20 protein-coding genes are annotated in these 23,515 nt (G+C 70.7%); 16 read left to right on the forward strand and 4 right to left on the reverse strand.

What is annotated here, in order from left to right; translation table 11 throughout:
• The first annotated feature begins 90 nt into the window (after positions 1-90).
• The 8 genes from ruvC (at position 91) to ACIQK6_RS21770 (ending at position 9,361) form a co-directional block, all read left to right on the forward strand.
• The gene (ruvC, locus tag ACIQK6_RS21735) at positions 91-621 is read left to right on the forward strand and encodes a crossover junction endodeoxyribonuclease RuvC (RefSeq protein WP_329108103.1); all 531 of its coding nucleotides are present in this window, start codon (positions 91-93) and stop codon (positions 619-621) included.
• Positions 618-1,250 (forward strand): Holliday junction branch migration protein RuvA, encoded by a 633-nt coding sequence (gene ruvA, locus ACIQK6_RS21740; RefSeq protein WP_329103971.1) that lies wholly within the window; start codon positions 618-620, stop codon positions 1,248-1,250. The genes ruvC and ruvA overlap by 4 nt, the downstream gene beginning before the upstream one ends.
• Before the next feature lie 151 nt (positions 1,251-1,401).
• A complete protein-coding gene (ruvB, locus tag ACIQK6_RS21745; protein WP_329103973.1) occupies positions 1,402-2,463 on the forward strand; it encodes a Holliday junction branch migration DNA helicase RuvB in 1,062 nt (353 codons plus the stop codon).
• A gap of 165 nt (positions 2,464-2,628) precedes the next feature.
• Positions 2,629-3,105: a preprotein translocase subunit YajC gene (gene yajC, locus ACIQK6_RS21750; RefSeq protein WP_329103975.1), complete on the forward strand. Its 477-nt coding sequence runs from the start codon at positions 2,629-2,631 to the stop codon at positions 3,103-3,105.
• A gap of 153 nt (positions 3,106-3,258) precedes the next feature.
• Positions 3,259-5,055, forward strand: a complete 1,797-nt coding sequence (gene secD / locus ACIQK6_RS21755; protein WP_329103977.1) for a protein translocase subunit SecD — start codon at positions 3,259-3,261, stop codon at positions 5,053-5,055.
• A 3-nt stretch (positions 5,056-5,058) separates the two neighbouring features.
• Positions 5,059-6,114 carry a protein translocase subunit SecF gene (gene secF, locus ACIQK6_RS21760; RefSeq protein ID WP_329103979.1) on the forward strand — a complete coding sequence of 352 codons (1,056 nt, stop codon included), beginning with the start codon at positions 5,059-5,061 and terminating at the stop codon, positions 6,112-6,114.
• Positions 6,111-6,665: an adenine phosphoribosyltransferase gene (locus ACIQK6_RS21765; RefSeq protein ID WP_329103981.1), complete on the forward strand. Its 555-nt coding sequence runs from the start codon at positions 6,111-6,113 to the stop codon at positions 6,663-6,665. Before secF ends, ACIQK6_RS21765 begins: the two co-directional genes overlap by 4 nt.
• Before the next feature lie 266 nt (positions 6,666-6,931).
• A complete protein-coding gene (locus tag ACIQK6_RS21770) occupies positions 6,932-9,361 on the forward strand; it encodes a bifunctional (p)ppGpp synthetase/guanosine-3',5'-bis(diphosphate) 3'-pyrophosphohydrolase (protein ID WP_329103983.1) in 2,430 nt (809 codons plus the stop codon).
• A 125-nt stretch (positions 9,362-9,486) separates the two neighbouring features.
• Here the strand turns inward: ACIQK6_RS21770 and ACIQK6_RS21775 are convergent, their stop codons facing one another.
• On the reverse strand, positions 9,487-10,716 hold the full coding sequence (locus ACIQK6_RS21775) for a DUF349 domain-containing protein (protein WP_329103985.1): 1,230 nt from the start codon (positions 10,714-10,716) through the stop codon (positions 9,487-9,489).
• Between the two features lie 191 nt (positions 10,717-10,907).
• Positions 10,908-11,699 carry a peptidylprolyl isomerase gene (locus ACIQK6_RS21780; RefSeq protein ID WP_329103987.1) on the reverse strand — a complete coding sequence of 264 codons (792 nt, stop codon included), beginning with the start codon at positions 11,697-11,699 and terminating at the stop codon, positions 10,908-10,910.
• Positions 11,700-11,853: 154 nt separating this feature from the next.
• Here ACIQK6_RS21780 and ACIQK6_RS21785 point away from each other — a divergent pair, with 154 nt between their 5' ends.
• The 4 genes from ACIQK6_RS21785 (at position 11,854) to ACIQK6_RS21800 (ending at position 15,970) form a co-directional block, all read left to right on the forward strand.
• Positions 11,854-12,564, forward strand: coding sequence for an MBL fold metallo-hydrolase (locus ACIQK6_RS21785; RefSeq protein ID WP_402695283.1), 711 nt, complete (start codon positions 11,854-11,856; stop codon positions 12,562-12,564).
• A 10-nt stretch (positions 12,565-12,574) separates the two neighbouring features.
• Positions 12,575-13,834: a histidine--tRNA ligase gene (gene hisS / locus ACIQK6_RS21790; RefSeq protein ID WP_329103990.1), complete on the forward strand. Its 1,260-nt coding sequence runs from the start codon at positions 12,575-12,577 to the stop codon at positions 13,832-13,834.
• Positions 13,835-13,955: 121 nt separating this feature from the next.
• Positions 13,956-14,573 carry a vitamin K epoxide reductase family protein gene (locus ACIQK6_RS21795; RefSeq protein WP_329103992.1) on the forward strand — a complete coding sequence of 206 codons (618 nt, stop codon included), beginning with the start codon at positions 13,956-13,958 and terminating at the stop codon, positions 14,571-14,573.
• Between the two features lie 41 nt (positions 14,574-14,614).
• On the forward strand, positions 14,615-15,970 hold the full coding sequence (locus ACIQK6_RS21800) for a replication-associated recombination protein A (RefSeq protein ID WP_329103994.1): 1,356 nt from the start codon (positions 14,615-14,617) through the stop codon (positions 15,968-15,970).
• A gap of 92 nt (positions 15,971-16,062) precedes the next feature.
• On the opposite strand, the gene ACIQK6_RS21805 is transcribed toward ACIQK6_RS21800, so the two are convergent.
• On the reverse strand, positions 16,063-16,785 hold the full coding sequence (locus ACIQK6_RS21805) for a DUF2470 domain-containing protein (protein ID WP_402695348.1): 723 nt from the start codon (positions 16,783-16,785) through the stop codon (positions 16,063-16,065).
• Between the two features lie 241 nt (positions 16,786-17,026).
• On the opposite strand from ACIQK6_RS21805, the gene rpsD reads away from it, so the two are divergent.
• Entirely contained in the window at positions 17,027-17,638 is a 612-nt protein-coding gene (rpsD, locus tag ACIQK6_RS21810) for a 30S ribosomal protein S4 (RefSeq protein ID WP_008740451.1), read from the forward strand.
• An 88-nt stretch (positions 17,639-17,726) separates the two neighbouring features.
• Here the strand turns inward: rpsD and ACIQK6_RS21815 are convergent, their stop codons facing one another.
• Positions 17,727-19,901 (reverse strand): regulator, encoded by a 2,175-nt coding sequence (locus ACIQK6_RS21815; RefSeq protein ID WP_329103999.1) that lies wholly within the window; start codon positions 19,899-19,901, stop codon positions 17,727-17,729.
• A gap of 147 nt (positions 19,902-20,048) precedes the next feature.
• On the opposite strand from ACIQK6_RS21815, the gene ACIQK6_RS21820 reads away from it, so the two are divergent.
• From ACIQK6_RS21820 to alaS, 3 genes are read left to right on the forward strand one after another with little or no spacing between them, the layout of a single operon-like run.
• Complete coding sequence (locus tag ACIQK6_RS21820; RefSeq protein WP_329104000.1) at positions 20,049-20,492, forward strand: DUF948 domain-containing protein; 444 nt, start codon at positions 20,049-20,051, stop codon at positions 20,490-20,492.
• An 8-nt stretch (positions 20,493-20,500) separates the two neighbouring features.
• Entirely contained in the window at positions 20,501-20,845 is a 345-nt protein-coding gene (locus ACIQK6_RS21825) for a DUF6167 family protein (protein WP_329104002.1), read from the forward strand.
• Positions 20,845-23,514 (forward strand): alanine--tRNA ligase, encoded by a 2,670-nt coding sequence (alaS, locus tag ACIQK6_RS21830; protein ID WP_329104004.1) that lies wholly within the window; start codon positions 20,845-20,847, stop codon positions 23,512-23,514. Before ACIQK6_RS21825 ends, alaS begins: the two co-directional genes overlap by 1 nt.
• Position 23,515 lies beyond the last annotated feature (1 nt).

Genomic DNA, 23,515 nt, shown 5'->3' on the forward strand with positions numbered 1-23,515 from the left:
CCTCTGCCCGGCGGGTCGGTCCGTGCTGTCGGTGCACTGTCACAGGCGGCCGGTAGCCTGCACACCTGCGCGAAGAAGGAGGTGGCGGTGGTGCGAGTGCTCGGTGTTGACCCCGGGCTGACGCGGTGCGGTGTCGGCGTCGTCGAGGGGGTGGCCGGACGGCCGCTGACCATGCTCGGCGTGGGAGTCGTACGGACGCCCGCGGACGCCGAGTTGGGCCACCGGCTCGTCGCCATCGAGCAGGGCATCGAGGAATGGCTCGACGCTCACCGGCCCGAAGTCGTCGCGGTGGAACGGGTGTTCAGCCAGCACAACGTCAGCACCGTGATGGGCACCGCCCAGGCGAGCGCCGTCGCGATGCTGTGCGCCGCCCGCCGCGGAATACCGGTCGCCCTGCACACCCCCAGCGAGGTCAAGGCCGCCGTCACCGGCAGCGGCCGGGCCGACAAGGCCCAGGTCGGCGCCATGGTCACCCGGCTGCTGAGGCTGGACGCACCACCCAAACCGGCGGACGCCGCCGACGCCCTCGCCCTCGCCATCTGCCACATCTGGCGGGCCCCCGCCCAGAACCGCCTCCAGCAGGCGGTCGCCCTGCACGCCTCGAAAGGCCGTACCCGATGATCGCCTTCGTCAGCGGCCCGGTCGCCGCACTCGCCCCCACCCTTGCCGTCATCGAGGTCGGGGGAGTGGGCATGGCCGTGCAGTGCACGCCCACCACCATCGCCGGCCTGCGGATGGGGGAGCAGGCCCGGCTGGCCACCTCCCTCGTCGTGCGCGAGGACTCGCTCACCCTGTACGGCTTCGCCGACGACGACGAGCGCCAGGTCTTCGAGATCCTGCAGACCGCCAGCGGGGTCGGACCGAGGCTCGCCCAGGCGATGCTCGCCGTGCACAGCCCCGACGCGCTGCGGCTGGCCGTCTCCACCGGCGACGAGAAGGCGCTCGTGGCGGTGCCGGGCATCGGCAAGAAGGGCGCCCAGAAACTACTCCTCGAACTGAAGGGCAAGCTGGGGGCTCCACTGGGTAGCAGCGGCCTCGTGGGCGCGCAGCGCGCCGCGGCCTCCGGGCCCGCCCCCTGGACCGAGCAGCTCTCCGCCGCCCTGATCGGCCTCGGCTACGCCTCGCGCGAGGCGGAGGACGCGGTCGCGGCGGTGACGCCGCAGGCCGAGGCCGCCATCGCCGCCGGCGGTTCGGCCCCCGTTCCGCAGCTCCTGCGGGCGGCCCTCCAGTCCCTGAACCGGGCCCGCTGACCCCTGCGCCCGCGTTCGGCCCCGCCGGCGATCGAGGAGCGGGTCCGGGCAGCGCCCGGGAACGGCGAAGGGGCGGGGCGGGGGGAACGCCCCGCAGGGACCGGCCGCAGGCGACCGACCACCGTACGAACCGAGAAGGCAGACTGACAGCGTGAACTGGGAAGACGAGAGCGACGACCGGATCGTGGCGGCCGCCGCCGACGGCGAGGACACCGCCGTCGAGGCGGCGCTGCGCCCCAAGGACCTCGGCGAGTTCGTCGGCCAGGAGAAGGTCCGCCAGCAGCTGGACCTCGTCCTGAAGGCCGCCAAGCAGCGCGGAGCCACTGCCGACCACGTCCTGCTCTCCGGCGCGCCCGGCCTCGGCAAGACCACCCTTTCCATGATCATCGCGGCCGAGATGGGCGCGCCCATCCGCATCACCTCCGGCCCCGCCATCCAGCACGCGGGGGACCTGGCGGCGATCCTCTCCTCCCTCCAGGAGGGCGAGGTCCTCTTCCTCGACGAGATCCACCGCATGTCCCGGCCCGCCGAGGAGATGCTCTACATGGCCATGGAGGACTTCCGCGTCGACGTGATCGTCGGCAAAGGACCCGGTGCCACCGCGATCCCGCTGGAGCTGCCGCCCTTCACCCTGGTCGGCGCCACCACCCGGGCCGGACTGCTGCCCCCGCCGCTGCGGGACCGCTTCGGCTTCACCGGGCACATGGAGTTCTACGCCCCCGAGGAGCTGGAACGCGTCATCCACCGCTCCGCCCGCCTCCTCGACGTGGAGATCGACACCGCCGGCGCCGCCGAGATCGCCGGCCGCTCCCGCGGCACCCCGCGCATCGCCAACCGGCTGCTGCGCCGCGTCCGCGACTACGCCCAGGTCCGGGCGGACGGCGTGATCAACCGCGAGGTGGCCGGTACCGCCCTCCAGGTGTACGAGGTGGACGGGCGCGGCCTCGACCGACTGGATCGCGCCGTTCTCGAAGCCCTGCTCAAGCTCTTCGGCGGCGGACCCGTGGGCCTGTCCACCCTCGCCGTGGCCGTCGGCGAGGAGCGGGAGACCGTGGAGGAGGTGGCGGAACCCTTCCTGGTCCGCGAGGGGCTGCTCGCACGTACCCCCCGGGGGCGGGTGGCGACGCCCGCCGCATGGGCCCACCTGGGGCTCGTCCCCCCGCAGCACGGCGGGAGTGGATCAAGCGGACAACAGGGCTTGTTCGGGGCCTGACGGCGCGGAGGTTCGACCCCTCAGGAACTGCGGTGCCATGCTGGGCGTTGTTCCATCGGTGCGGACTCGCCTAGACTCCGCCGATGCCGACCCTTCGGGTCGGTGTGCCCACCCCCGTAGAAAAGGCCGCCGTCCGCGTGCGGTCGTGCGAAGGATCTCCGTCCCGTGAATCTCGTGACACTCCTCCCGTTCATCGTGCTCATCGGGGCGATGTTCCTGATGACCCGCTCCGCGAAGAAGAAGCAGCAGGCAGCCGCGCAGATGCGCGACCACATGACGCCCGGCACCGGCGTCCGCACCATCGGCGGCATGTACGCCACGGTGAAGGAGATCGGTGACGACACGGTCACCCTGGAGCTGGCTCCCGGCGTCCACGCGATCTTCGCGAAGAACGCCATCGGTGCCGTTCTGGAGGACGCGGAGTACAACCGCATCGTCCACGGCATCGACGACGACGAGGCGACCGACACGCCGGTCGTCCCGGACGACGCCTCCTCGCTGACCGATGCCCCGAAGACGGACCTCACCAAGGGCGAGGACGAGGCTCCGGGGCTCGACCTGGGCAAGAAGGACGAGGACGCGCCCAAGGGCGACGGCGAGCCCAAGGACGGCAAGTCCGACGGCGAGGCCGGCGCGAAGTAACGCGCCGCGGGGGACCGTGGAGGCGCCCGACCGGCGACCGGCACGGTCCCCGTCTGTGACACTTCTGCGGGGGGCAGGGGTCCCCACCACACATTTCGTGGCCGTCCCCGCGCTGACCCGGCGCGGGACGGTTGGACAGGGAGAAACGACAAGGTGGCAGCACCGAAGAAGGGCCGGCGGCCCACGGGGGCTCAGGGGAGGCCGGGGCGCGCCCTGGCGATCATCCTGATCGCGATGGTGGCGCTCACCGCTGGGATGTTCCTCTCCAAGCAGACGACTCCCAGGCTGGGCATCGACCTCGCCGGCGGCACGAGCATCACGCTCAAGGCCAAGAGCGAGCCCGGCAAAGAGAGCGCCATCAACGAGACCAACATGAACACGGCGGTCGGCATCATCGACCGCCGCGTCAACGGTCTCGGCGTGTCCGAGGCGGAGGTCCAGACCCAGGGTCGCGACCACATCATCGTGAACATCCCCAAGGGGACGAACGAGCAGCAGGCGCGCGAGCAGGTCGGTACCACCGCCCAGCTGTACTTCCGCCCGGTGCTCGCCTTCGCGGACGGCTCCCCGGCCGCTCCCGAGGGCACTGCGAGCCCGAGCCCGAGCCCGTCCGCGAGCGGCTCCGGCGCTCCCAAGGCCGGAGACGGCAAGACCAGCCCCTCCGCCAGCCCGTCGTCCAGCGCCACTTCCCAGGGCCGTGCGCTCAGCGAGGCCCTCAAGGCCCCGGCCGCGCCCACTCCCTCGCCCTCGGCGAGCGAGTCGAAGAAGGCAGACGACACCAAGGCCCCGTCGCCCTCCGCATCCGCCTCCGCGCCGGCGACCGGCGACGAGGCCGCCGCAGCGGCCCTCCAGGCCAAGTTCGCGGCGCTGGACTGCAACGACGAGGCGCAGCGCGCCGCCGCCGGCGCGGGCGCCAAGCCCGAGGAGCCGATGGTCGCCTGCGGCCAGCGCGGTACCGCCTGGGGCAAGTGGATCCTCGGTCCGGCCCAGGTCAACGGCCAGGACGTGAAGGACGCCAAGGGTCAGATCGATCCCCAGCGCGGCCAGTGGATCGTCACCATGCAGTTCACCGACAAGGGCGCCGACAAGTTCGCCAAGATCACCGGTGAGCTGGCCACCAAGCAGATGCCGCAGAACCAGTTCGCCATCGTGCTCGACGGGCGGGTCATCTCCGACCCCTCCGTGAGCCAGGCGCTGACCGGCGGCAACGCCGAGATCTCGGGCGGCTTCACCCAGCAGTCCGCGCAGGACCTGGGCAACATGCTCTCGTACGGCGCCCTGCCGCTCACCTTCACCGAGGACAGCGTCACCACCGTCACCGCCGCGCTCGGCGGCGAGCAGCTGAAGGCCGGCCTGATCGCCGGCGCCATCGGCCTGCTCCTCGTGGTGATCTACCTGCTGGTGTACTACCGGGGCCTGGCGTTCATCGCCATCGTCAGCCTCATGGTCTCCGCGATCCTGACCTACACGATCATGTCGCTGCTCGGAAAGGGCATCGGTTTCGCGCTGAACCTGCCGGCGGTCTGCGGTGCGATCGTGGCGATCGGCATCACGGCGGACTCGTTCATCGTGTACTTCGAGCGCATCCGCGACGAGATCCGCGAGGGGCGCACACTGCGTCCGGCCGTCGAGCGCGCCTGGCCGCGCGCCCGTCGCACGATCCTGGTCTCCGACTTCGTGTCGTTCCTGGCCGCCGCGGTGCTGTTCATCGTCACGGTGGGCAAGGTCCAGGGCTTCGCGTTCACACTGGGTCTTACGACCCTGCTCGACGTGGTCGTGGTGTTCCTCTTCACCAAGCCCGTCATGACACTGGTGGCGCGTACGAAGTTCTTCGCCAGCGGTCACCCGTGGTCCGGGCTGGACCCGAAGCGGCTGGGCGCCAAGCCTCCGCTCCGCCGGTCCCGCCGTACCGGTTCCGCCCCCGCCCCCGTCGACGCAAAGGAGGCGTGAGAGATGTCGAAGCTGGGAGATCTCGGCGCCAAGCTGTACCGCGGTGAGGTCGGCTACGACTTCGTCGGCAAGCGCTTTCTCTGGTACGGCGTTTCCATCCTGATCACCATCACGGCGATCGTCGCCCTGGCCGTCCAGGGCCTCAACATGGGCATCGAGTTCAAGGGCGGTGCCGTCTTCACCACCTCGAAGTCCTCCATTTCCGTGGCCAAGGCGACGGAAGTAGCGGAGAAGGCCTCGGGCCACGACGCGATCGTCCAGCAGCTCGGCACCGGCGGCCTGCGCATCCAGATCTCCGGTCTGGACACCGCCGCCGCGACCGACGTCAAGAAGACCCTCGCCGCCGACCTCAAGGTCAGCGAGGCCGACATCAACGCCGACCTGGTCGGCCCCAGCTGGGGCGAGCAGATCGCGAACAAGGCCTGGACCGGTCTCGGCGTCTTCATGGTCCTCGTGGTGATCTACCTGGCCATCGCCTTCGAGTGGCGGATGGCGGTCGCGGCGCTGATCGCGCTGATCCACGACCTCACCATCACCGTCGGTGTGTACGCGCTCGTCGGCTTCGAGGTCACGCCGGGCACGGTCATCGGTCTGCTGACGATCCTCGGTTACTCCCTCTACGACACCGTCGTCGTCTTCGACGGTCTCAAGGAGGGCTCGAAGGACATCACCAAGCAGACCCGCTGGACGTACAGCGAGGTCGCCAACCGCAGCATCAACGGCACCCTGGTCCGCTCGATCAACACCACGGTCGTCGCGCTCCTCCCGGTCGCCGCGCTGCTGTTCATCGGCGGTGGCTTCCTGGGCGCCGGCATGCTGAACGACATCTCGCTGTCGCTGTTCGTCGGCCTCGCGGCCGGTGCGTACTCCTCGATCTTCATCGCGACCCCGCTGGTCGTCGACCTCAAGGAGCGCGAGCCGGCGATGAAGGCGCTCAAGAAGCGGGTGCTCGCCAAGCGGGCGGCCGCGGCGGCCAAGGGCGAGTCCCCGGACGAGGCCTACGCGGCCGAGGACGAGCCGCAGGTCGTGGCGCAGGGCCGGCCGGGGCGGCGACGTTGACCGCGCCGCTGTCCGAGGACGCCCGGGAGCTGCTCCTCAGCCGGATCAAGGACGTGGCGGACTATCCGAAGCCGGGCGTGATGTTCAAGGACATCACCCCGCTGCTGGCGGACCCCGAGGCGTTCGCCGCGCTGACGGACGCACTGGTGGAGCTGGCCGGCCGGTACGGCGCGACGAAGATCGTCGGCTTGGAGGCGCGCGGGTTCATCCTCGCGGCTCCGGTCGCCGTGCAGGCCGGGATCGGCTTCGTGCCGGTGCGCAAGGCCGGAAAGCTGCCGGGCGCGACGCTCGCGCAGTCGTACGAGCTGGAGTACGGCACCGCGGAGATCGAGGTCCACGCCGAGGACCTGTCGGCCGGTGACCGGGTCATGGTCATCGACGACGTGCTGGCCACCGGCGGTACGGCCGAGGCCTCGCTCTCGCTGATCCGGCGGGCCGGTGCGGAGGTCGCGGGCGTGGCGGTGCTGATGGAGCTGTCCTTCCTCCCCGGGCGGGCCAAGCTGGCGCCCGCGCTGGGCGAGGCTCCGCTGGACGCGCTGATCGTGGTCTGAGTTCTGTTCTGCCGAGGCGGCGGGCATCCGGGAGGTTCCGGGTGCCCGCCGCTTTCGTGTGCGGCGCCGCTGCCGGGGGGCGCCCCCGGACCCGCGCGCCTCAAATGCCGACGGGGCTGACGAGATCCGCGGCTCATCCCCGCACACCGGCGGGGCCTCGGGGAACGGGGTGACGCAACGCTCGCTACCATGGGTTGTCCGGACCGGACACGGGCACCGGATCCTCCCCCAGACGCCGTTCGGGGGGACCCCCGTGAGGAGCGCTCTTGCCAGACGAGGTCCAGCCAATCTCCGCCGCGCAGCCCGACCCGCAGGCCGAGCAGACCACGGCGGCCCCCGCCACGCCCCCGCCGGCCCCGCCGGTGCCGCCGGTCAAGCCCGCGCCGTCGAAGTCCGCCGGGTCCTCCAACCGGGTGCGCGCCCGTCTCGCCCGGCTCGGCGTGCAGCGCTCGAACCCGTACAACCCGGTGCTGGAGCCGTTGCTCCGCATAGTCCGCAGCAACGACCCGAAGATCGAGACGTCGACGCTGCGCCAGTTGGAGCAGGCCTACCAGGTGGCCGAACGTTGGCACCGCGGCCAGAAGCGCAAGAGCGGCGACCCGTACATCACCCATCCGCTCGCGGTGACCACCATCCTCGCCGAGCTCGGCATGGACCCCGCCACCCTCATGGCCGGTCTGCTGCACGACACCGTCGAGGACACCGAGTACGGCCTCGAAGACCTGCGCCGTGACTTCGGCGACGCCGTGGCCCTCCTCGTCGACGGCGTCACCAAGCTGGACCGGGTGAAGTTCGGCGAGGCCGCCCAGGCGGAGACCGTCCGCAAGATGGTCGTGGCGATGGCCAAGGACCCGCGCGTCCTGGTCATCAAGCTCGCCGACCGGCTGCACAACATGCGCACCATGCGCTACCTCAAGCGGGAGAAGCAGGAGAAGAAGGCCCGCGAGACCCTCGAGATCTACGCCCCGCTGGCGCACCGGCTGGGCATGAACACGATCAAGTGGGAGCTCGAAGACCTCTCCTTCGCGATCCTCTACCCGAAGATGTACGACGAGATCGTGCGCCTGGTCGCCGAGCGCGCGCCCAAGCGCGACGAATACCTCGCCGTCGTCACCGACGAGGTGCAGGTCGACCTCAGGGCCGCCCGCATCAAGGCCACCGTGACGGGCCGCCCGAAGCACTACTACAGCGTCTACCAGAAGATGATCGTCCGCGGCCGTGACTTCGCGGAGATCTACGACCTGGTGGGCATCCGCGTCCTCGTCGACACCGTCCGGGACTGCTACGCGGCCCTGGGCACCGTGCACGCGCGATGGAACCCGGTCCCCGGCCGGTTCAAGGACTACATCGCGATGCCCAAGTTCAACATGTACCAGTCGCTCCACACGACGGTCATCGGACCCAGCGGCAAGCCCGTCGAGCTGCAGATCCGCACCTTCGACATGCACCGCCGCGCCGAATACGGCATCGCCGCGCACTGGAAGTACAAGCAGCAGACCGTCGCCGGCACCTCCAAGGTCCGCACCGACGTCCCGCAGGCCGCCAAGGGCAGCGCCGGCCAGGACACGGTCAACGACATGGCCTGGCTGCGCCAGCTGCTGGACTGGCAGAAGGAGACCGAGGACCCGGGCGAGTTCCTCGACTCGCTGCGCTTCGACCTCTCCCGCAACGAGGTCTTCGTCTTCACCCCCAAGGGCGACGTCATCGCGCTGCCCGCCGGAGCCACCCCCGTGGACTTCGCGTACGCCGTCCACACCGAGGTCGGCCACCGGACGATAGGGGCCAGGGTCAACGGCCGGCTCGTCCCGCTCGAGTCCACGCTCGACAACGGCGACCTGGTCGAGGTCTTCACCTCCAAGGCCGAGGGCGCCGGCCCGTCCCGCGACTGGCTCGGCTTCGTCAAGTCACCGCGGGCCCGCAACAAGATCCGCGCCTGGTTCTCCAAGGAGCGCCGCGACGAGGCCATCGAGCACGGCAAGGACGCCATCGCCCGGGCCATGCGCAAGCAGAACCTGCCGATCCAGCGCATCCTGACCGGCGACTCGCTCGTGACCCTCGCGCACGAGATGCGCTACCCCGACATTTCCTCCCTGTACGCGGCGATCGGCGAGGGCCACGTGGCCGCGCAGGGCGTCGTACAGAAGCTGGTGGCGGCCCTCGGCGGCGAGGAGGCGGCCAACGAGGACATCGAGGAATCGATCCCGCCGGCGCGCGGCCGCAAGCGGCGCACCAACGCGGACCCGGGCGTCGTCGTCAAGGGCGTCGAGGACGTGTGGGTCAAGCTGGCCCGCTGCTGCACCCCGGTACCGGGCGACCCGATCATCGGCTTCGTCACGCGCGGCAGCGGCGTATCGGTTCACCGCGCGGACTGCGTCAACGTCGACTCGCTCTCCCAGCAGCCCGAGCGGATGCTCGAGGTCGAGTGGGCGCCCACCCAGTCCTCGGTCTTCCTGGTCGCCATCCAGGTCGAGGCCCTGGACCGGTCCCGGCTGCTGTCGGACGTCACCCGGGTCCTCTCCGACCAGCACGTCAACATCCTCTCGGCGGCCGTCCAGACCTCCCGCGACCGGGTGGCCACCTCCCGGTTCACCTTCGAGATGGGCGACCCCAAGCACCTGGGGCACGTCCTGAAGGCCGTCCGGGGCGTCGAGGGCGTCTACGACGTCTACCGCGTGACCTCGGCCAGGCGGCCGTAGGCACGCCGCCGTGGGTACACCACACGAAGGGCGGCCCCGGTACGCGTTCCGCGTACCGGGGCCGCCCCTTTGGTGAAGACCGCCCGAGGCACCGGTTCCGGCGCCGGGGGCGGCAATCAGCGCAATCAGCCGCCGAACTCCTCCAGGCCCTTCAGGGCCTGGTCCAGCAGGGCCTGGCGGCCCTCCAGCTCGCGCGACAGCTTGTCGGCCTTGGCGTTGTTGCCCGCCGCGCGTGCCGCGTCGATCTGCTCACGCAGCTTGTCCACCGCCGCCTGGAGCTGGCCCGTCAGACCGGCCGCACGGGCCCGCGCCTCCGGGTTCGTACGACGCCACTCGCCCTCCTCGGCCTCCTGGATCGCCCGTTCGACCGAGTGCATGCGGCCCTCGACCTTCGGCCGGGCGTCCCGCGGCACGTGACCGATGCCCTCCCAGCGCTCGTTGAGGGAGCGGAACGCGGCACGGGCCGCCTTCAGGTCCGTCACGGGCACGAGCTTCTCGGCCTCGTCGGCCAGCTCCTCCTTGAGCTTCAGGTTCTCGATCTGCTCGGCGTCACGCTCCGCGAAGACCTCGCTGCGGGCCGCGAAGAACACGTCCTGCGCACCGCGGAACCGGTTCCACAGGTCGTCCTCGGACTCGCGCTGCGCCCGGCCCGCCGCCTTCCAGTCGGCCATCAGCTCGCGGTAGCGGGCCGCCGTCGGACCCCAGTCGGTCGACTTCGACAGCGACTCGGCCTCGGCGACCAGCTTCTCCTTGACCTTGCGGGCATCCTCGCGCTGCGCGTCCAGCGAGGCGAAGTGCGCCTTGCGGCGCTTGGAGAAGGCCGAGCGCGCGTGGGAGAACCGGTGCCACAGCTCGTCGTCCGACTTGCGGTCCAGCCGCGGCAGCCCCTTCCAGATGTCCACCAGGGCGCGCAGCCGCTCACCCGCACTGCGCCACTGGTCGCTCTGGGCCAGCTGCTCGGCCTCGACGACCAGCGCGTCCTTGGCCGCGCGGGCCTCGTCCGTCTGCTTGGCCTTCGCTACCTTGCGCTCCTCGCGCCGGGACTCCACGGTCGTGACCAGCTTGTCCAGCCGCACGCGCAGGGCGTCCAGGTCACCCACGGCATGGTGCTCCTCCACCTGCGTACGCAGGTGGTCGATCGCCGTCTGGGCGTCCTTGGCGGACAGATCAGTGGTCCGCACCCGCTTTTCGAGGAGGCCGATCTCGACCACCAGGCCCTCGTACTTGCGCTCGAAATAGGCCAGGGCCTCCTCAGGGGTGCCGGCCTGCCACGATCCGACGACCTGCTCGCCATCGGAAGTACGCACGTACACGGTGCCCGTCTCGTCGACTCGGCCCCACGGGTCGCTGCTCACAGCGCCTCCTCCACCTGATGCCTTGCGAGGGGTTCACCCCCTGGGCATCGTCCACAGTTTCCTGGGGCGGGCAGCGCCCGCCCTGCACAACGCCAACATAGGCGACCGCCGGGCCGGCTGTCCGCATCACGCACGACGCAATATCGGCGTACGGGATGCGGGCCGGCCGGGCCCGGGGTCGGCGCACCGGGTCAGTTCTGCGTGACCGTGCCCTTCTCGATCTTCACCTCGGTCTTGGGAGCGCCGTCCTGGCCGCCGTCGACCGTACCGGCCTTCGCGATCTCCTCGAGGACCTTGAGGCCGGCCGCGTCGATCTTGCCGAACGGCGTGTACGTCGGCGCCAGCGGGCTGTCCTTGTAGACCAGGAAGAACTGGCTGCCGCCCGAGCCCGGCTGGCCCGTGTTCGCCATCGCCACCGTGCCGGCCGGGTAGACGACCTGGCCGTTCGCGTCGGCCTTGCCCAGCGAGTCCAGGTTCTCGTCCGGGATGTTGTAGCCCGGGCCGCCGCGGCCGGTGCCCTCAGGGTCGCCGCACTGGAGCACGAAGATCCCGCCGGCCGTCAGCCGGTGGCACTTGGTGTTGTCGAAGTAGCCCTTGTCGGCGAGCGACTTGAAGGAGTTCACGGTCTGCGGGGTCTTGGCCGCGTCCATCGCGAAGTTGATGTCACCCGCGCTGGTCTTCAGCGCGAAGGTGTACTTCGCCTTCTGGTCGATCGCCATCTCCGGCGAGGGGGACTGCTTGGGCGCGGGCTCGCTCGCCGATGCCGAGGGGTTCGCGGACGGGTCCGCGGCCTGGTCCTTCTTGTCCTTGTCGAAGACACCGCCCACGATCAGGCCGACCAGCGTCGCGATCACCACGGCCACGGCCGCGCCGATCACCGCCGCACGCTGGCGCCCCTTCTTCCGGGCCTCGGCGCGGCGCTTCTGCTGGCGCTCGTACTTCTCCCTGGCGAGCTGTCGCCGCCGCTGATCGCTCGTGACCACCGGGTCGTCTCCTTGTACGTGTCTGATACTGCTGTCCGGGCTGGGCTAAGGCCGTACCGTATATGGGTTCGCTGTGTAATGAGCGGCGCCGGTAGGCTCTGAGCAGCAGGATTCCTGTCTACGACCTCCCGCCTGATGATGATTGAGGACGAACGTGCTGATTGCCGGGTTCCCCGCAGGCGCTTGGGGCACCAACTGCTACGTGGTCGCCCCCGCCGCCGGTGAGGAGTGCGTCATCATCGACCCGGGCCATCAGGCCGCCCGGGGCGTCGAGGAGACGCTGAAGAAGCATCGGCTCAAGCCCGTCGCGGTCGTGCTGACCCATGGCCACATCGATCATGTGGCCTCGGTGGTCCCGGTGTGCGGAGCACACGACGTACCGGCCTGGATCCACCCCGAGGACCGCTACATGATGAGCGACCCGGAGAAGGCCCTCGGCCGCTCCATCGGGATGCCGCTCATGGGCGAGCTGACCGTGGGGGAGCCGGACGACGTACGAGAACTGGCCGACGGCGCCACCCTGAAATTGGCCGGAATGGACTTCTCCGTGACGCACGCGCCGGGCCATACCAAGGGGTCGGTGACCTTCCGGATGCCCGAGCTGGCCGACGTCCCGCCGGTCTTCTTCTCGGGCGACCTGCTCTTCGCCGGCTCCATCGGACGCACCGACCTGCCCGGCGGCTCCCACGCCGAGATCCTCGAATCGCTGGGCCGCGTGTGCCTGCCGCTCGACGACTCGACCGTGGTGCTGTCCGGCCACGGTCCCCAGACCACCATCGGCCGCGAGCGCGCGACCAACCCGTACCTTCGGGAAGTCGCCGCCGGGCTCGGAGACGGCACCGCCGCTCCACGACGAGGAATGTGACGAGAGTTTCGTGAGCACTTTCAAGGCCCCCAAGGGCACGTACGACCTGATCCCGCCGTACTCGGCCAAGTACCTGGCGGTCCGCGACGCCATCTCCGCCCCGCTGCGCAAGGCCGGGTACGGCTACATCGAGACGCCGGGCTTTGAAGACGTGAACCTGTTCGCCCGAGGTGTCGGCGAGTCCACCGACATCGTCACGAAGGAGATGTTCACCCTCACCACCAAGGGTGGCACCAACCTCGCCCTGCGCCCGGAGGGCACCGCCTCCGTGCTGCGCGCGGCCCTGGAGGCCAGCCTGCACAAGCAGGGCAACCTCCCGGCCAAGCTCTGGTACTCGGGCTCCTACTACCGCTACGAGCGACCGCAGAAGGGTCGTTACCGCCACTTCTCGCAGGTGGGTGCCGAGGCGATCGGCTCCGAGGACCCAGCCCTGGACGCCGAGCTGATCATCCTGGCCGACCAGGCCTACCGCACCCTCGGGCTGTCGAACTTCCGCATCCTGCTGAACTCGCTCGGCGACAAGGAGTGCCGCCCGGTCTACCGCGAGGCGCTCCAGACCTTCCTGCGCGGCCTCGACCTCGACGAGGAGACCGTCCGCCGGGCCGAGATCAATCCGCTGCGCGTGCTCGACGACAAGCGGGCCGAGGTGCAGAAGCAGCTCGTCGGTGCCCCCGTGCTGCGGGACTACCTGTGCGACGCCTGCAAGGCGTACCACGAGGAGGTGCGGGAGCTGATCACGGCTGCCGGCGTCGTCTTCGAGGACGACGAGAAGCTGGTGCGCGGACTGGACTACTACACCCGCACCACCTTCGAGTTCGTCCACGACGGTCTGGGCGCGCAGTCCGCGGTGGGCGGAGGCGGCCGGTACGACGGACTGTCCGAGATGATCGGCGGACCGGCCCTGCCCTCGGTGGGCTGGGCGCTCGGCGTGGACCGCACGGTCCTGGCCCTGGAGGCCGAGGGCATCGAGCTGGACATCCCGGCGACGACCACGGTCTTCGCCGTGGCCCTCGGAGAGGCCAAGGCGACCGTGTTCGGCCTGGTGACGCAGCTGCGCAAGGCGGGCGTCGCGGCCGACATGTCCTACGGCGGCAAGGGCCTCAAGGGCGCCATGAAGGACGCGAACCGGAGCGGTGCCCGCTTCGCGGTCGTGGTCGGTGAGCGGGACCTCGCCGAGGGCGTCGTCCAGCTGAAGGACATGGAGTCCGGCGAGCAGGCGGCCGTGCCCGTCGACGAGCTGGTCGACACGGTCCGGGCCCGCCTCGCCTGACGGCGACGCTTCGCACGCGCACGGGACGGGGCCGGGGATCTTTCCCCGGCCCCGTCCGTTCACAGGCTCGTACGGCACAATGGCCCGTGCTTGATCACCTGGCAGATGTGGAGCGGGCGGTATGACGACACGAAGCGCGGACGCGGACACCGCCCGGGGCAGGACCGTCGGGGGGAGCCGGGCCCTGGCCCTGCTGCTGGTGATCACCGGAGCCGCGGGCCTGCTCGCCGCCTGGGTGATCACGATCGACAAGTTCAAGCTGCTGGAGGACCCGACCTTCAAGCCCGCCTGCAGCCTCAACCCGATCGTCTCCTGCGGCAACATCATGACGAGCGATCAGGCATCGGCCTTCGGCTTCCCGAACCCGATGCTCGGACTCGTCGCCTACGGCATCGTGATCTGCGTCGGCATGAGCATGCTGGCCGGTGCCTCGTTCCGCCGCTGGTACTGGCTGACCTTCAACGCCGGCACCCTCTTCGGCGTCGTCTTCTGCACCTGGCTCATGTACCAGTCGCTCTACAACATCAACTCCCTCTGCCTGTGGTGCTGCCTGGCTTGGGTCGCCACGATCTTCATGTTCTGGTACGTCACCGCGCACAACGTCCGCGAGGGGCTGCTGCCGGCCCCGGGCTGGCTCAAGGCCTTCCTCGACGAGTTCACCTGGGTCCTGCCCGTCCTGCACGTCGGGATCATCGGGATGCTGATCCTGACCCGCTGGTGGGACTTCTGGACCTCCTGAGCGCGGGCGGCCCTGTCGGTGGGCTCGCATAGGCTTCCCGTGTGGAACCAGACCTGTTCACCGCCGCTGCCGAAGACCGCCAGGAGAAGGACCCGGCGAGCTCCCCGCTCGCCGTCCGGATGCGCCCGCGCACCCTGGACGAGGTCGTCGGCCAGCAGCACCTGCTGAAGCCCGGATCACCACTGCGGCGCCTCGTCGGGGAAGGGGCCGGCGGCCCGGCCGGTGCCTCGTCGGTGATCCTCTGGGGCCCGCCCGGCATCGGGAAGACGACGCTGGCGTACGTGGTCAGCCAGGCCACGCAGAAGCGTTTCGTGGAGCTCTCCGCCATCACGGCGGGCGTCAAAGAGGTACGGGCCGTCATCGAGGGCGCCAAGCGGGCGGCCGGCGGCTACGGCAAGGAGACCGTCCTCTTCCTCGACGAGATCCACCGGTTCAGCAAGGCGCAGCAGGACTCGCTGCTCCCCGCCGTCGAGAACCGCTGGGTGACGCTGATCGCGGCCACCACCGAGAACCCGTACTTCTCGATCATCTCCCCGCTCCTGTCCCGCTCGCTGCTGCTGACGCTGGAACCGCTCACGGACGAGGACCTGAGCGACCTGATGCGGCGCGCGCTCACCGAAGGGCGGGGCCTGGGCGGGGCCGTCACCCTCCCGGCGGACGCCGAGGCCCATTTGCTGCGGATCGCCGGCGGCGACGCCCGGCGGGCGCTGACGGCACTGGAGGCGGGCGCCGGGTCGGCCATCGCCAAGGGCGAGGACGAGATCACCCTCCAGACGCTGGAGGAGGCCGTCGACCGGGCGGCGGTCCGGTACGACAAGGACGGAGACCAGCACTACGACGTGGCCAGCGCGCTGATCAAGTCGATCCGCGGCTCGGACGTCGACGCCGCACTGCACTACCTGGCCCGGATGATCGACGCCGGGGAGGACCCCCGGTTCATCGCCCGCCGCCTGATGATCTCCGCGAGCGAGGACATCGGCCTGGCGGACCCGACGGCCCTGCCGATCGCCGTGGCCGCGGCCCAGGCGGTGGCGATGATCGGCTTCCCGGAGGCGGCCCTGACCCTCTCGCACGCCACGATCGCCCTGGCGCTGGCCCCCAAGTCGAACACCGCCACGACCGCGATCGGCGCGGCACTGGCCGACGTACGGGCGGGCCTGGCCGGATCGGTCCCGCCGCACCTGAGGGACGGGCACTACAAGGGCGCGGCGAAGCTGGGGCACGCGCAGGGGTACGTGTACCCGCACGACGTGCCGGGCGCGATCGCGGCGCAGCAGTACGCACCGGACGAGATCCAGGGCAAGCGGTACTACGAGCCGACGCGGTACGGCGCGGAGGCCCGCTACGCCGACGTGGTCGAGAAGGTCCGCGAGCGCCTCCGGGGCGCCGGGTCCTGACCGACCACGTCGTCGCGCTCGGCGCCGCCCGGCGCGGCGGCGCGTACGCCCGGACCCCGCGGCGCCGGCTGGAGTACGCCAACGACCTGTCTCTAGTACGAAGCGGCCGAGAACAGGGAGTGCATCGCCCGGCGCAGGCCGCAGATGTCCGCGACCGGCTCCGGGAAGTCGAAGCGGGCGTCGAAGGAGCCGGCCGGGCCGCCGGTGAAGCGGACCCGCAGCCCCAGTCGGTCCAGGGAGAGCGGGACGGCGGTCATCCCGCGGGCCTCGCGGGCACCGAGCAGGCCGCCCAGCTCGCCGAGCCGGTCGCCGTGGGCGGAGTGCAGGTGCTGCAGCAGCTCCGACTCGTGCGCGACCATCGGGTCCGGCTCCGCGGCGGCCAGGTCGTCCGGGTCGACGTGCTCGGCGCCCCACAGGTCGTCCACCGAGATCTCGCCGACCTCCAGGCGCAGCATCATCCAGGCCGGGCGTCCGGCGTGGGGGGCGTCGAGGGACTCCCGCATGCCCAGCAGCTCGCCCACCGGCTGCCGCTCCGCGAGCAGCGCCGCGCAGGCCGCGCGGTCGTCCCCGCGCACCGGCGTCAGCCACCCGGCCAGCCAGGCGCGGCCTCGGATACGATGGGGCACGGACACCGGCGCCACGTCCGTGATCTCGATCACGGCGGTGAGGTCGTCGTCCTGGGCGTGAGCGGCTGCCCTGGCAGCCGTGGATTCCCCGGAAACAAGGAGAATCACGTCCCCGTCCGGGGTGACGGTCCGCGCGACCGGCAGCCCTGTCCCGAACTCCTCGGCATCGTGAGTGTCACGAGCACCGATCAGCGTGAGGGATACTGAGGCGTTGGACTCTACGAGGGTTCGTACGCGTTCGGCTCCGGTGAGCTGCCGAACGCCTTCCCTGGGACGCGGCTGACCTTGCTTATCGTCGGCGCAAGCGGATTCTGTTTCGTTGGAATCCGAACTGCGTTGCGCACTGGGCAGGGGGATCCCATGTGGTCGAGACATTACGTCCTCCTCGCTAAGGTAAGCCTCACCTAACTTACATGGAGGTAGGTTCCCCGTGAACCAGAAGCGACCCAAGGTCAAGAAGTCGCGTGCCCTCGGCATTGCGCTGACCCCGAAGGCCGTCAAGTACTTTGAGGCCCGCCCCTACCCGCCGGGCGAGCACGGCCGTGGCCGCAAGCAGAACTCGGACTACAAGGTCCGTCTGCTGGAGAAGCAGCGTCTGCGCGCTCAGTACGACATCTCTGAGCGTCAGATGGCCCGCGCGTACGACCGCGCCAAGAAGGCCGAAGGCAAGACGGGCGAGGCGCTGGTCGTCGAGCTCGAGCGTCGCCTCGACGCCCTGGTCCTGCGTTCGGGCATCGCCCGCACCATCTACCAGGCCCGCCAGATGGTCGTTCACGGCCACATCGAGGTCAACGGCGACAAGGTCGACAAGCCGTCGTTCCGTGTCCGTCCGGACGACGTCATCACCGTGCGCGAGCGCAGCCGCGAGAAGGTTCCGTTCCAGGTTGCCCGTGAGGGTGGCTACGCAGGCGAGGGCGAGACCCCGCGCTACCTGCAGGTCAACCTGAAGGCCCTGGCCTTCCGCCTGGACCGCGACCCGAACCGCAAGGAAATCCCGGTCATCTGCGACGAGCAGCTCGTCGTCGAGTACTACGCCCGCTGATGCAGGCCTAGTCTCACTGGCTGGTCAGCCCGCCGTCCCCTCCGGGGGCGGCGGGTTTTCCGTTCCTCCTCCGTTTCCGGGCCCGGCCTCAGGGCTGCGGCTGCTCCGCCGCCGTGCCCGTCGACACGCGGGAGCCGCGCGGCCGCCCCGCCTGCCGCGGCACTCCGCCGGCGCCGCGCTCCTCCGGATCGCGCAACGCCCGCCCGACCAGCGCCTCACGGCTCAGCTCCCGGCCCTCGGCCTCGTACGCCGCGTAGCGCTCGGCGCCCAGCAGCTCGCCCGCCCGCTCCCGGCACATCAGCCGCGGGGCGTTGAAGTACCCCGAGCCGAACAGCTGCAACCCCACCCCGCCCCACATCGGCTCCGCCGCACCCTGGAGCACCGCGGCCTCGGCCGCGTCCCCCTCCGCGACCGTGACCAGCGCGAGCAGCTCCAGCGCGAGCACCAGCCCGACCAGATCGTGGAAGACGTGGTTGATGGTCACGCACTCGGTCAGCAGCCGCCGAGCTTCCCGGGTGCGCCCCGCTTCGAGGGCCGCGTACGCGAGGACGTACAGGGCGTACGCCTTCGTCCAGCGCTCCCCGCGCTCCTCGCAGATCTCCCGGACCTCCCCGCACAGCGCGAGCGCGCCCGGCAGGTCACCGAGGAAGGCCAGCGCCATCCCCAGCTCCACCTGGCACATCAACACGTTGCTGTTCAGCTCGCCGGCGGCCCGGTACTGCTCCAGCGCCGCGCCCAGCAGCTCCCGGGCCCGCGCCATGTCGTCCGATACCAGCGCCAGGCAGCCCATCCGGTGCACCGCGTAGGCCGCCGCGACCTGGTCCCCGCTCTGCGCCGCCCCGTCCCGGCACTCGTACAGGGCGCTCATCGAGGCCGCCGCGTCCCCCTGGAGGGCCGCGACGTAGCCGAGCACCCACAGGGCCTTCAGCCGCGAGGTCTCGTACTCCACCGCCCGGTCCGCCGGCTCCAGGGTCCGGTCCAGCCATTGCCGCCCCTCGGTCAGGCGCCCGCAGCCCGCCCAGTAGAACCACAGCGTCCCCGCCAAGTACTGGCCCAGGTGCGTCTCGTCCGGCTCGTCCAGACAGCACTCCAGGGCGAGCCGGATGTTCGGCAGCTCCGCCTCCACCAGCGCGGCCACCTCCTGCTGGCGCGGGCTGAACCAGTCCAGCTCGCACCACGTCGCCAGCCCCACGTACCAGTCCCGGTGGCGCCGCCGCAGGCGTCCGGCGTCGCCCAGCGACTCCAGCCACCCCGCCCCGTACACCCGTACGGTCTCCAGCATGCGGAAACGCACCCCGGCGGGCGTCTCCTCCCGAACCAGCAGCGACTGGGCGAGCAGCTCCCCAACCAGGTCCAGCACGGTCTCCACCGGCAGATCCGGACCCGCACACACGTATTCGGCGGCGTCGAGTTCGAACTGCCCCGCGAACACCGACAGCCGCGCCCACAGCAGCCGCTCCGCGGGCGTGCACAGCTCGTGGCTCCAGCCGATCGCGGTCCGCAGCGCCCGGTGCCGGGCGAGCCCGCCGCGCGCACCACCCGTCAACAGCGCGAAGCGGTCCTCCAGCCGGGCCAGCACCTGCGCGGGGGACAGCGTCCGCAGCCGGCCCGCCGCGAGCTCCAGGGCCAGCGGGATCCCGTCGAGGCGGGCGCACAGCTCGACCAGCGCGGCCCGGTTCTCCGCGGTCACCGCAAAGGCCGGGTCGGCCGCGGACGCCCGCGCCGCCAGCAGGGCCAGTGCCTCCTCGGCGGCCGGCGGGGCCAGGGGGAAGACCGACTCCCCGTCCAGGGCCAGCGGCCGCCGGCCGGCCGCGAGGACGCACAGGCCGGGACAGCGGCGCAGCAGCTCCCGTACCAGGTCGGCGCACTCGTCGACCAGCTGCTCGAAGCCGTCCAACACCAGCAGTAGCCGGCGTCCGGCCAGGTGCTCGGCCAGGACCGTCCGGGGTGGCCGGGTGGTGTGGTCGGTCAGCTCCAGGGCCTCGGCGAGGGCCAGCTCCAGCAGTGCGGGATCCCGTACGGTCGACAGCTCGGCCAGCCGGACGCCGTCACAGTAGCGTTCCTTCGGTCCCTCGGCCGCGGCCCGGGCCGCAGCGAGCACGAGCCGGGACTTGCCCACTCCGCCCACGCCGGTCACCGTCACGAGCCGCGAGCGCTCCAGGAGCCGCCCCACCTCGGCGAGTTCGCCACCCCGCCCGATGAACCGGCCCAGCTCCGAGGGAAGATTGCCCCCGGCAGTACTTCGAAGGGGTGTCTGTCCCATGGGACACGGAGGGTACTGGTCCGGATGCGCTGCGTTCAAGACGGGTCCGGTCCTCACGGATTTCCGGTACGGCCGAGGATCTCCGGCGCGATAGGGTCGGAGGGCGAATAGTCCTGCGGTTCCGGTACAGACAGAGAGCGGTGTGACGTGTCCGGTGTAGAGGTGGCCGGGATCATCGTGGCCGTCTTCTGGGCCATCCTGATCTCCTTCCTCGCCGTGGCCCTGGTGAGGCTGGCCCAGGTGCTCAGGGCGGCCACCAAGCTGGTGGCCGACGTGACCGACCAGGCCGTTCCGCTGCTCGCCGACGCCTCCACCACCGTCCGCTCCGCGCGCACCCAGCTCGACCGGGTCGACGCCATCGCGAGCGACGTGCAAGAGGTCACCTCCAACGCCTCGGCACTGTCCTCCACCGTGGCCACCGCCTTCGGCGGGCCGCTGGTGAAGGTCGCGGCCTTCGGCTACGGCGTCCGCAAGGCGCTGGGCAAGGGGGACGCCGGGGCGTCGGGAGGCACGCCGCCGAAGACATCCCGACGAACCGTGATCGTTGGACGTACGGTGCCGGCCGCCCGGCGCCGGAAGCAGAAGGGCTGAGACCGCCGATGTTCCGCCGAGCCTTCTGGTTCACCGCAGGCGCAGCCGCCGGCGTGTGGGCCACCACCAAGGTCAACCGCCAGCTGAAGAAGCTGACGCCGGAGAGCCTCGCCGCCCAGGCGGCCGACAAGGCCGTGGAGGCGGGACACCGCCTCAAGGACTTCGCCCTCGACGTCAAAGCGGGAATGACGCAGCGCGAGGACGAGCTGAACGACGCATTGGGGCTCCACCAGGACCCCGATCGACCCGACAACGTCACGGCCCTCCCCGGGCCGCGGCGGCTGCGGGCCATCGAGAACCGCAAGACCACCTACCGACCTAAGTTGTCGTACGACCGGAATGAGGACCACTGATGGAGTCGGCTGAGATTCGCCGCCGCTGGCTGAGCTTCTTCGAGGAGCGCGGTCACGCCGTTGTCCCTTCGGCGTCGCTCATCGCGGACGACCCGACTCTGTTGCTGGTCAACGCGGGCATGGTTCCCTTCAAGCCGTACTTCCTCGGCGAGACCAAGCCCCCCGCCCCCCGCGCCACCAGTGTGCAGAAGTGCGTCCGTACGCCGGACATCGAAGAGGTCGGCAAGACGACCCGCCACGGCACGTTCTTCCAGATGTGCGGCAACTTCTCCTTCGGGGACTACTTCAAGGAAGGCGCCATCAAGTACGCCTGGGAGCTGCTCACCAGCTCGGTGGCGGACGGCGGCTACGGCCTCGAGCCCGAGAAGCTCTGGATCACCGTCTACCTCGACGACGACGAGGCCGAGACGATCTGGCGCGAGAAGATCGGCGTGCCCGCCGAGCGCATCCAGCGCCTAGGCAAGAAGGACAACTTCTGGTCCATGGGCGTCCCCGGCCCCTGCGGCCCGTGCTCGGAGATCAACTACGACCGCGGCCCGGAGTTCGGCGTCGAGGGCGGCCCGGCCGTCAACGACGAGCGCTACGTGGAGATCTGGAACCTGGTCTTCATGCAGTACGAGCGCGGCGCCGGCGACGGGAAGGAAGACTTCCCGATCCTCGGCGACCTGCCGTCGAAGAACATCGACACCGGTCTGGGTCTCGAGCGCCTCGCGATGATCCTGCAGGGCGTGCAGAACATGTACGAGACCGACACCCTGCGCGTCGTCATGGACAAGGCCACCGAGCTGACCGGCGTGCAGTACGGCGCCGCCAAGAACACCGACGTCTCGATGCGCGTGGTCGCCGACCACATCCGCACCTCCGTCATGCTCATCGGCGACGGCGTCACCCCCGGCAACGAGGGCCGCGGCTACGTGCTGCGCCGCATCATGCGTCGCGCCATCCGTAACATGCGCCTCATGGGCGCCACCGGTCCCGTCGTTCAGGACCTGGTCGACGTCGTGATCAACACGATGGGCCAGCAGTACCCGGAGCTCGTCACCGACCGCAAGCGCATCGAGACCGTCGCGCTCGCCGAAGAGGCCGCCTTCCTGAAGGCCGTCAAGGGCGGCACGAACATCCTCGACACCGCCGTGACCGAGACCAAGGCCACCGGCGGCACCGTCCTCTCCGGCGACAAGGCGTTCCTGCTCCACGACACCTGGGGCTTCCCGATCGACCTCACCCTGGAGATGGCCGCCGAGCAGGGCCTGACCGTGGACGAGCCCGGCTTCCGCCGCCTGATGCAGGAGCAGCGCGACCGCGCCAAGGCCGATGCCAAGGCCAAGAAGACCGGCCACGCGGACATGTCCGCCTACCGCGAGATCGCGGACGGCTCCGGCGCCACCGAGTTCACCGGCTACGCCACCAACCAGGGCGAGTCGACCATCGTCGGCCTGCTGGTTAACGGCGTCTCCGCGCCCGCCGCTTCCGAGGGCGACGAGGTCGAGGTCGTCCTCGACCGCACCCCCTTCTACGCCGAGGGCGGCGGCCAGCTCGCCGACCAGGGCCGGATCAAGCTCGACACGGGCGCCGTCATCGAGATCCGCGACGTCCAGCAGCCGGTCCCGGGCGTCTCCGTGCACAAGGGCTCCGTCCAGGTCGGCGAGGTGACGGTGGGCGCCTCCGCCTACGCCGCCATCGACGTCAAGCGCCGCCGGGCCATCGCCCGCGCCCACTCGGCCACGCACCTGACCCACCAGGCGCTGCGCGACGCCCTCGGCCCCACCGCCGCCCAGGCCGGCTCCGAGAACAGCCCCGGCCGCTTCCGCTTCGACTTCGGCTCTCCGAACGCCGTCCCCGGCTCGGTCCTCACCGACGTCGAGCAGAAGATCAACGACGTGCTCTCGCGCGAGCTCGACGTCACCGCCGAGATCATGAGCATCGACGAGGCGAAGAAGCAGGGCGCCATCGCCGAGTTCGGCGAGAAGTACGGCGAGCGCGTGCGCGTCGTGACCATCGGCGACTTCTCCAAGGAGCTGTGCGGCGGCACGCACGTCGGCAACACCGCCCAGCTGGGTCTGGTGAAGCTGCTCGGCGAGTCCTCCATCGGCTCCGGCGTGCGCCGCGTCGAGGCCCTCGTAGGCGTGGACGCGTACAACTTCCTCGCCAAGGAGCACACGGTCGTCGCCCAGCTCCAGGAGCTGGTCAAGGGCCGTCCGGAGGAGCTGCCGGAGAAGATCGCCTCCATGCTCGGCAAGCTGAAGGACGCCGAGAAGGAGATCGAGAAGTTCCGCGCGGAGAAGGTCCTCCAGGCTGCCGCCGGGCTCGCCCAGAACGCCCAGGACATCAAGGGCGTCGCCCTCGTCGTCGGCCAGGTGGCGGACGGCATCGGCGCCGACGACCTGCGCAAGCTGGTCCTCGACGTCCGCAGCCGCATCCAGGGCGACCGTCCGGCCGTCGTGGCCCTGTTCACCGTGGCGAACGACCGCCCGCTGACCGTCATCGCCACCAACGAGGCCGCACGCGAGCGCGGCCTCAAGGCGGGCGACCTGGTCCGTACGGCCGCCAAGACCCTCGGTGGCGGCGGTGGCGGCAAGCCGGACGTCGCGCAGGGCGGCGGCCAGAACCCGGCCGCCGTGCCGGAGGCCATCAGCGCCGTCGAGCGCCTCGTCGTAGAGACGGTCTGAC

The sequence above is a fragment of the Streptomyces sp. NPDC091682 genome, from assembly GCF_044756625.1.
GTDB lineage: Bacteria > Actinomycetota > Actinomycetes > Streptomycetales > Streptomycetaceae > Streptomyces.